Here is an 8,779-nt window from a genome sequence, read left to right as displayed (position 1 = left end):
GCGTCGAGGCTCTCCTGGCCAATCACGCGGTGCGACATCGAGGTCACTCCATGTGCCGTCGCCTGCAAGGGAATCAGACACGATGCCGCGCCGCAAGCGTTCCGCGCACAGGTCTCCCTGGAGCATTTTCAAGCCAAGCGGAATCGCCTGGCGCCTCGGAAAATGCGGCCGGGAAACATGGCCTATGCCTCGCCCGGCGCGGCGGCCAGACCGAGCCGCCCCAGTCCCGGCAGCTTAAGTGCCGGGCGCCGGACATCGAGGCCCGCCACCGCGCCAAGGATGTTCACCTCCAGCCCTTCCGCCCAGCCCACGGCCAGCCCGGCATAGCCGCCGAGGCTGAGCCGCAGCCCGGTCCCGGTGAGGCGCAGCCACCGTCCGTCATGCGGGAAGTCCTTGCCGATGGCGTTGGGCGGCAGCACCACCCCGGCCTCCGGCACGGTGTCCATCACCGCCTGGACGAAGGTGTTGGAGTTCGGACCGGGCCAGGCGCGGTAGTCGCCGCGGTTGCGCCAGGTGTAGGACTCAATGGCGGCGCGCAGCCGCGGGATCATCGCCTCCGCCGCCTCGCCATCCGCGGCGAAGACCAGTTCCGGAGCGCGGCCGAACCAGCGCCCGTCGGGCGCGAAGCCATCCACGCGGATCGGGTCGCCCCAGGCGGTGTAGTCGTAGCGCGTGTAGCGCCGCGCCCCCTCGGGCTTCACGACGATCCAGGAATGCACGGCGACGACGCCGCGCCAGCGCACCGTGGGCGCCGCCAACACCCGTACCACCGCGGCCCGGTGGGTCGCCGGGTCAGGCAGCAGCCCGGCGCTCGACCGGTCGGCCACCGCCCAGCCGGCGCCGATCCCGCTGCGCTGGTGCAGCAGGGCCGAGACCGCGATGGGCAACAGGAAGAAGAGGGCGAAGAGCAGCAGCCCGAGCTTGGGGAGGGACATCGTCCCCCTTGATGTTTGGCGTCCCGCGACTTCGTGCAAGCCCGGCGCTCAGGCCTCGAAGCCGGCGCGCACCGCTTCCTGCATCCGCAGCGCCTGCACCGTTGCCGCCACGTCGTGCACCCGCACCACATGCGCCCCGCGCGACGCCGCCTCCAGCGCCAGGGCGACGCTGCCCATGACGCGGCGCCCCGCCTCCTCCACCCCCGTCACCTTGCCGACGAAGCCCTTGCGGCTGGCGCCGACCAGGATGGTGCAGCCGATGGAGGCGAGGAGCGGCAGCCGCGTCACGACGTCCAGGTTGTCCTGCACCCGCTTGCCGAAGCCGATCCCCGGGTCCACGGCGATGCGCGAGCGGGGGATGCCCAGGCGCTCGATCGTTGCCACGCGGCCCTCCAGGAAGCGCGCCACCTCCAGCGCCGCGTCGACGTAGGCGACGTCGCGCTGCATGGTGCGGGGGTCGGTGGTGCGGGCATGCATCAGGATGACGGGGCAGCGGGCCTGGGCGATGACGCGCAGCGCATCCCCGTCATGGCGCAGGGCGCTGACGTCGTTGATGGCCGCGGCCCCGGCCTCCAGCCCCGCTGCCATGGTGCGGGCATTGCGCGTGTCCAGCGAGACGGGGGCAAGCCGCGCCAATTCCCGGACCACCGGGAGGATGCGGGCGATCTCCTCCTCCGGCGGGACGGGCTCGGCGCCAGGGCGGGTGCTTTCGCCGCCGATGTCGAGCAGGTCGGCCCCGGCTTCGAGCATGGCCACGCCCTGGGCGATCGCGGCCGCGTGGAGATCGCCGAGCCCGTCGCCGGAGAAGCTGTCGGGCGTGCAGTTCACGATGCCCATGACGAGCGGGCGGGCGCGGTGCCGCTCCATCCGGGCAAAGGGCGCGGGGGCGCGGGTCAGCGCCTCGGGCGCATCCTCCAGGGCGCGCCACTGGCCCGTCCCGTCACGCAGCAGGGTGAAGGCGAGCGGGCCGCCCTGCAGCGGCAGGGCCAGCCCATCGCGGATGGCGGCGAAGCCCACGGGTCCATCCAGCAATCCCAGCGGCTCGAAGAACTCCACCGTCCCCCCGACACGAAAGCGGCGCGCCGAAGCGCGCCGCCGTTGTTCAACCGAAGGCCAGGATCAGCCCGCCGGCTGTGGGCTGAAGCCGCCCGCATCCGGTCGCGGGTTGCGCCCCGAGGAGGGCACGCTTCCGCGGCCGGAGGAAGCAGGCTCGTCCGGCCGGTTCCGCACCACCGGCTCGCCGCGGAGGACCTGCCGGATCTCGTCGCCCGAAAGCGTCTCGTACTCCAGCAGCCCCTTGGCCAGCCGCTCCAGCTCCTCCCGGTTCTCGGTGAGGATATGCTTCGCGCGGGCATAGGAGTTGTCGATGATCCCGCGGATCTCGGCGTCGATCAGGCGCGCCGTTTCCTCCGACAGGTTCTTCGACTGGGTGACGGAATGGCCCAGGAACACCTCCTGGCTGTTCTCGCCGTAGGCGACCATGCCGAGCTTGTCGCTCATGCCCCACTCGGTGACCATCATGCGCGCCTGGTTGGTCGCCATCTTGATGTCGCCCGAGGCGCCGTTGCTCACCTTGTCGGGGCCGAAGACGATCTCTTCCGCCACGCGGCCGCCCATGGCCATCGCCAGCTCGGCCATCATCTTGGACTTGTGCTTGCTGTAGCGGTCGCCCGCCGGCAGCGACATCACGAGGCCCAGCGCGCGGCCACGCGGGATGATGGTGGCCTTGTGGACCGGGTCGCACTCCTCCTCATGCATGGCGACGAGGGCATGGCCGGCCTCATGATAGGCGGTCATGCGCTTCTCGTCGTCGGACATGACGAGGGAGCGGCGCTCGGCGCCCATCATCACCTTGTCCTTCGCCGCCTCGAACTCCGCCATGCCGACGGTGCGGCGGCCGGAGCGCGCGGCCAGCAGCGCCGCCTCGTTCACGAGATTAGCGAGGTCGGCGCCGGAGAAGCCGGGCGTGCCGCGGGCGATGGTCTTGGGCTCCACGTCGGAGGCCAGCGGGACCTTGCGCATATGCACGCGCAGGATCTTCTCGCGGCCCACCACGTCGGGGTTCGGCACGACGACCTGCCGGTCGAAGCGGCCCGGGCGCAGCAGCGCGGGGTCCAGCACGTCCGGCCGGTTGGTCGCAGCGATGATGATGACGCCCTCGTTGCTTTCGAAGCCGTCCATCTCGACGAGCATCTGGTTTAGCGTCTGCTCGCGCTCATCGTTGCCGCCGCCCAGCCCGGCGCCGCGGTGGCGGCCCACCGCGTCGATCTCGTCGATGAAGATCAGGCAGGGCGCGTTCTTCTTGCCCTGCTCGAACATGTCGCGCACGCGGCTGGCGCCGACGCCCACGAACATCTCGACGAAGTCGGAGCCGGAGATGGTGAAGAAGGGGACATTCGCCTCGCCGGCGATGGAGCGCGCCAGCAGCGTCTTGCCGGTGCCCGGCGGGCCGACCAGCAGCACGCCCTTGGGGATCTTGCCGCCCAGGCGCTGGAACTTTTGCGGGTCGCGCAGGAAGTCCACGATCTCCTCCAGCTCGCCCTTCGCCTCGTCGATGCCGGCCACGTCGTCGAAGGTGACGCGGCCATGCTTCTCCGTCAGCAGCTTGGCGCGGCTCTTGCCGAAGCCCATGGCCCGGCCGCCGCCGCCCTGCATCTGGCGCATGAAGAAGATCCAGACACCGATCAGCAGCAGCATCGGGAACCAGGAGATCAGGATCTGGAAGAGCGGGTTGACCTCGCTTTCCTCCGGCCGCGCCACCACGCGGACGCCCTTCTCCGTCAGGCGAGACACCAGCGCCGGGTCCTCGGGCGTGTAGGTGCTGAAGCTGCGCCCGTCGGAAAGCTGCCCAACGACGGTGCGGCCCTGGATCACCACGTCACGGACATGGCCGGCATTCACTTCGTTCAGGAAGTCGCTATAGGCCACCTGCGTCTGGGACCGGCTGCTCGTGCCCGAGGGCTGGAACAGGTTGAACAAAGCCACCAGAAGCAGCGCCACGATCACCCAAAGGGCCAGGTTGCGGCCGAAATTGCTCACGTTGCGCGTTCCCCTTCGCCGGCCACGCAGCCGGATATCCGTGAACATAGGAAGTCCAGGGCACTTTGGCACGGGGGTTCGCCCCGACCAAAACATTCCGTGACCGGACCGGAACGCGGCGCGAAGCGAAGCGGATGCAGCACGCCCGGCGGCAGGGCCGAAAACGGGACATGCGGCGCCGCCACCAGCCGCCCTTCCCCGTCCCGCAGGGCTGGCAGTGCCCGGAGGGCGCGTGCCGGCAGGTCGCGTCGCGCGGCGCGGAACCGGGCCGCTTCGGCGCCCAGCGCGCCGAAGGAAAGACCCGGCGCGGCCGCACCCAGACGGAACCGCCCATCCCAGAGCGCGCCCGCCTCGGCCGGCACGGGCGGGGCCGGGGTCTCGCGCAGCAGCCAACCATCCCGCCGCAGCATCGCCCCGCCCAGGGATCCTTCCCTTGCCGCCAGCAGGCGGCGGAGTGCTGGGGGCGCGGCAGGGTGCGCCCCGCCCCCCACGGCCTGCACCAGCCGCGCCAGGGCCAGGGCCGCCACGGCGTCCTGTCCCAGCGCCGCGAAGTCGAGCCGCGCGCAGCCTTCCGGCAGGATCGCCGCTGCCGTCGCGAGGCGCTCGGCCACCTCCCGCGCCATCCGGGCGCGGCGCCGCGCGAAGGGCGCGGGGTCGAGGCCGGACGGAGCTTCGCGCAGCCGGGCACGCAGGAATCGCGGGTCCCGGTTGGATGGATCCTCCACCGGCGTCAGCCCCGCCGCCTCGCAGGTCGCGCGCAGCCGGGTACGGCTCAGGCCCAGCAAGGGACGCAGCACCAGCGCTTCGACGGAGGGGTGGACGGGCACCATGCCGCCCAGGCCCCAGGCCCCGCTTCCGGCAAGGGCGCGCATCAGCAGCGTTTCCCGCTGGTCCTCCAGGTGATGCGCGAGAAGCAGGTGCAGCGCGCCCGCCTGCCGGCAAGCGCCGAGAAGGGTGGCCCGGCGGGCGGCGCGCGCGCGTTCCTGCATGCCAGCGCCGGCCGCCAGGGAAAGGGAAAGGAGCCGCGCCGCGATGCCGCGCCCCTCAAGCTGCGTGATGGTCCCGGCCGCCTCGGCCGCGCTTTCCGCCCGCAGCCCGTGATCCACCACCAGGGCCAGCACCTGCCCCGGTCGCAAGCGATGCGCGAGCCAGGCAAGGGCAAGGGAGTCCGGCCCCCCGGAACATCCCACTGCGACAAGCGGCCCGAAGGGTCCGAGCGGCGCCATCAGCGCCGCGAATTCCGCCTCCCCGACCGGGGCTAGCGGCACTGCGCCCTTTGCCGAGTCTGCGCCGCCCGCTGCGACAGCGGCCCCGACAGGCGCGGGAATTGTGAACTGAGGTCGTCCAGCGTGTCGCAGGCCTCGCGGCGCGAACCCAGGCCGGTGAAGGCATTGGCAAGGCCGAGCAGCGCCTCCGGCGCGCGCGGGCCGGTGCGGGAGCGCGTATAGGCCTCGTTGAAGGCGATGGCCGCGTTGCCGAAATCGCGACGCCCGGCCAGCGCCTCGCCGAGCAGAAGCTGAGCATTCAACGTCTGCGCACCGCTCCGGGAGGCCAGCACCTCGCGCGCCGCCTGCTCGGCGGCGGCGAAGTCCCGGCGACCCAGCGCGGCCTGTCCTTCGCGGATCGCTGCCTCCGGCGTGCGCGGGGCGGGGGCGGAGGCTGCCGCGGGCGCGGCAGGTGCGGCGGGCGCCGGAGCCGAGGGGCGCGCAGGGGCGGACGAAGCAGCGCTCCCTCCCCCGCCGCCCTCGATGCGGCTCAGGCGGAAATCCAGGTCGCCCTGGAGCTTCTCCACATCGGCGCGCAGGCGTCCGTTCTGGTTCTCCAGCACCTCCACCCGGCCGCGGGAGCGGCGAAGCTCCTCCTCCAGGATGGAAACGCGCTCCAGCAGCTGGTTCACCAGCTCTCCGCCACCGACTGGGCCGCCGCGCGGCACGGCCATGGGCGGCGCCACAGGAGCGCCGCCGCGGCGGAGGAATTCCATCTCCTGCCGGAGCTGCAGGATCTGGTTCTGCAGGGCGATCGCCTCGCGGCTGTCCATCTGCGCTGCGGCCGGCGCGGCCCAGATCCCGCCCGCGAGCAGTGCGGCGGCGAGGAGCCGGGCGGCGCCTCCCTTGCGGGAGGACGCGGTGTCAGCACGGAACATGGCCATTGGAGCGATCCCCCTGGATCATGCCACCGGCAAAGCGCCGGTGGTCAGCGCACCACGGTGACGGCGCGACGGTTCTGGGCCCAGGCTTCCTCGCTCGAGCCCAGCGCATCCGGCCGGTCCTTGCCATAGGAGATGGTCTGGACCCGCGCGCCCGACGCGCCAGAGGCCACCAGCACGTCACGCGCCGCATTGGCGCGGCGCTGGCCGAGGGCGAGGTTGTACTCGCGCGTGCCGCGCTCGTCCGCATGGCCTTCCACCATCACCTGCACCTGCGGGTACTGGCCAAGCCAGCGCGCCTGGCGCTCCAGCACGGTGCGCTGGTCGGCGCGGATGGAGGAGCGATCCGTGTCGAAGAACACGCGGTCGCCGACATTGGCCACCAAATCCTCCTGCGAGCCCGGGCGGACCGTGCCCGAACCGAGGCCGCCTGCGCCGCCGAGCCCGGCTGCGCCGCCGGCGCCGGTGGCGGCTGCGTTCTCGTCGGTGGACGAGCAGGCGACGAGAAGGCCCGCCGCCATCAGGGCGGCGAGAAGGGGCTTCGTGGTGGCCATGGGTGTTCTCCTGTTCAAGCCAGTGTGCGGGAAGCGCGTGTTGCAGCGCAAAAGCCTGTCTGCCCCGGTAGCCTTGCCACGCGGCGCAATCAAGGCAGAAAGCTTCCCGCTTGGCGCAAGGCTGCTCATCCGAGCAACGGAGACCAGCTTGGCTCGGTTGCGTCGGTGGGGGTGGGAATCGGCCGCTCGTTGAAGCCGGCGATGTCGATGGATGCGAGGCGTGCCGAGTAGCCGCCGCCCCGCGCGTCGCGCGCCTGGCTTTCGCGGTAGAACATCAGAACCCGCCCATTGGGCGCGAAGGTGGGGCTTTCCATCGCCCAGCCCTCGGACAGGATGCGCTCGCCCGAGCCGTCGGGGCGCATCACGCCGATGGCGAACTGGCCGCGCGCGATGCGGGTGAAGGCGATCAGGTCGCCGCGCGGCGACCAGACCGGGGTCGCATAGCGCCCATTGCCGAAGGAGATGCGCCGCGCGCCGCCGCCGCCCGCGTCCATGACGTAGAGCTGCTGGTCGCCGCCTCGGTCCGAGTTGAAGACGATCTGCGACCCGTCCGGCGAGAAGCAGGGCGACACGTCCAGCCCGGCCGCCGCGGTGAGCTGCCGCTCGCGTCGGGAGGCGAGGTCCACCACGAAGATGTTGGCGTCGCCGCCCCGGATCGCCGAAAGCACGACGGAGCGCCCATCCGGCGAGAAGCGTGGCGACAGTGTCATGCCGCCAAAGCTGCCCAGCGGCTCCTGCCGGCCGGATTGCAGGTTGAACAGCCACACGCGCGGCTCGTTCCGCTCATACGACATGAAGGCGATCTGCTGCGCGTTCGGATGGAAACGTGGCGACAGTGCCTGGAAGCGGCCATCGGTCAGGAAGGCGTGGTTCTCGCCATCCTGGTCCATGATGGCGAGGCGACGGACCCGGCGGTCGCGCGGCCCCGTTTCGCTCACATAGGCGACGCGGGTGTTGAAGTAGCCATCCTCGCCCAGCATCCGCTTGTAGATGTCGTCCGAGATGATGTGCGCGATGCGGCGCCAGTTGGAGGCGGAGGCATTGTAGGCGGTGCCCAGCGCCTGCTGCTCCGGCAGCACGTCCCACAGGCGGAACTCGACGCGCAGCCCGTCGCCACCCTGCTGCACGCGCCCCGTCACCAGCGCCACCGCACCGATCACGCGCCAATCCTGGAAGCGGGGCGTCGCGGCGGCCGCGTCGGGCGACTGGATGAAGGCCGCGCGCTCGACTGGGCGGAACAGGCCGGAGGAGCGGAGGTTGTTGGCGATGACCCGGCTGATCTGCGCGCCCAGCGGCCCGCCCGCCATGTCGGGAATCGCGATGGGGATCGGATCCGTGCGCGCGCGGGTGATGTCGATCACCGTGCCGCCCTGCGCCAGCGCGGCCGAGGCGGATAGCAGCGGGGTGGCGCCCGCGGCGGCGAGGAGTTGGCGGCGGTTGATGCTCACGGACTTGTCTCTCCGGGGTGGTCTCGGCGGGCTGCACCTTGGCCCTTGCGGCACAGGGGTCAAGTGCCCGGGCATGGGAGGGCGGGTCAGCGCAGCCCGAGGTCGCTCGGGCGGAAGCGGAACACGGCGTCGCGCAGCGCGGCGAGCCTTTCGCGCGGCAGGGGCAGCGGGTTGCAGCGCGGGTCGAGCAGGGCACGGCGCGCCGCCTCATAGACCATGCGCGCGCGCGGCTCGGAGGGCGGGCTACCGTTGGGGCGCACCACGCGCACCACGCCGCCCGCATCCACCTCGACGCGAAGCTCCACGCTGATCTGGTTCAGCCCCGGCGCGCCCGCATCCACCGACCAGCACTCGCTGATCTTGTCGGCGAGGCCGGCGCGCTCGCTGGCCGTGAGGTTGGCGGTGCCCTGCGGCACGCCGCCGCCCTGCTGCGGCGCGCCCGGCGCCGGGTTGGGGCGCGCGGTGGGCGGCTGCGTCTGGCGCTGCGCGGCCTGCAGGCGCTCCAGCGTGTTCAGCACGGACTGGCTGCGCTCCGCCGGGTTGCGGACGGGCGGCGTTTGGCCAGTGCCCGGCGTCTGCGCCGGCTCGGGCGGCGGCGGGGTCGGGGGCGGCGGCAGCGGCAGGGGCGGCGTGGGACGCGGCGGGGCCGGCGTCGCC

The 8,779-nt window shown here is 72.3% G+C and carries 8 protein-coding genes; all 8 read right to left on the bottom strand.

Annotated features, from left to right (window positions below):
- Positions 1 to 182 precede the first annotated feature (182 nt).
- Positions 183 to 935: a DUF3750 domain-containing protein gene (locus tag OF850_RS23250; protein ID WP_301592786.1), complete on the bottom strand. Its 753-nt coding sequence runs from the start codon at positions 933 to 935 to the stop codon at positions 183 to 185.
- Positions 936 to 983: 48 nt separating this feature from the next.
- Complete coding sequence (gene folP / locus OF850_RS23245; RefSeq protein ID WP_301592784.1) at positions 984 to 1,991, bottom strand: dihydropteroate synthase; 1,008 nt, start codon at positions 1,989 to 1,991, stop codon at positions 984 to 986.
- 63 nt (positions 1,992 to 2,054) lie between these two features.
- Entirely contained in the window at positions 2,055 to 3,974 is a 1,920-nt protein-coding gene (gene ftsH, locus OF850_RS23240; RefSeq protein ID WP_368044727.1) for an ATP-dependent zinc metalloprotease FtsH, read from the bottom strand.
- Complete coding sequence (gene tilS, locus OF850_RS23235) at positions 3,971 to 5,242, bottom strand: tRNA lysidine(34) synthetase TilS (protein WP_301592781.1); 1,272 nt, start codon at positions 5,240 to 5,242, stop codon at positions 3,971 to 3,973. Before tilS ends, ftsH begins: the two co-directional genes overlap by 4 nt.
- The gene (locus tag OF850_RS23230; RefSeq protein ID WP_301592780.1) at positions 5,233 to 6,123 is read right to left on the bottom strand and encodes a tol-pal system YbgF family protein; all 891 of its coding nucleotides are present in this window, start codon (positions 6,121 to 6,123) and stop codon (positions 5,233 to 5,235) included. Before OF850_RS23230 ends, tilS begins: the two co-directional genes overlap by 10 nt.
- A 44-nt stretch (positions 6,124 to 6,167) precedes the next feature.
- Positions 6,168 to 6,674, bottom strand: a complete 507-nt coding sequence (pal, locus tag OF850_RS23225; RefSeq protein ID WP_301592779.1) for a peptidoglycan-associated lipoprotein Pal — start codon at positions 6,672 to 6,674, stop codon at positions 6,168 to 6,170.
- 125 nt (positions 6,675 to 6,799) lie between these two features.
- Entirely contained in the window at positions 6,800 to 8,122 is a 1,323-nt protein-coding gene (tolB, locus tag OF850_RS23220; RefSeq protein ID WP_301592778.1) for a Tol-Pal system beta propeller repeat protein TolB, read from the bottom strand.
- A gap of 86 nt (positions 8,123 to 8,208) precedes the next feature.
- On the bottom strand, positions 8,209 to 8,779 hold a 571-nt coding region (locus OF850_RS23215; protein ID WP_301592776.1), incomplete at its 5' end, for a cell envelope integrity protein TolA.

Source organism: Sabulicella glaciei (genome assembly GCF_026183895.1).
In the GTDB taxonomy this organism is placed as follows: domain Bacteria; phylum Pseudomonadota; class Alphaproteobacteria; order Acetobacterales; family Acetobacteraceae; genus Roseococcus; species Roseococcus glaciei.
The sequence above is the reverse complement of the archived record's forward strand: the minus strand, read 5'-3'. Positions and strand labels throughout refer to the sequence as shown.

Bases quoted from the DNA above. Each gene is read 5' to 3' on its own strand.
- OF850_RS23250 (WP_301592786.1), bottom strand. From the start codon at position 935: ATGTCCCTCCCCAAGCTCGGGCTGCTGCTCTTCGCCCTCTTCTTCCTG.
- OF850_RS23230 (WP_301592780.1), bottom strand. From the start codon at position 6,123: ATGGCCATGTTCCGTGCTGACACCGCGTCCTCCCGCAAGGGAGGCGCC.
- pal (WP_301592779.1), bottom strand. From the start codon at position 6,674: ATGGCCACCACGAAGCCCCTTCTCGCCGCCCTGATGGCGGCGGGCCTT.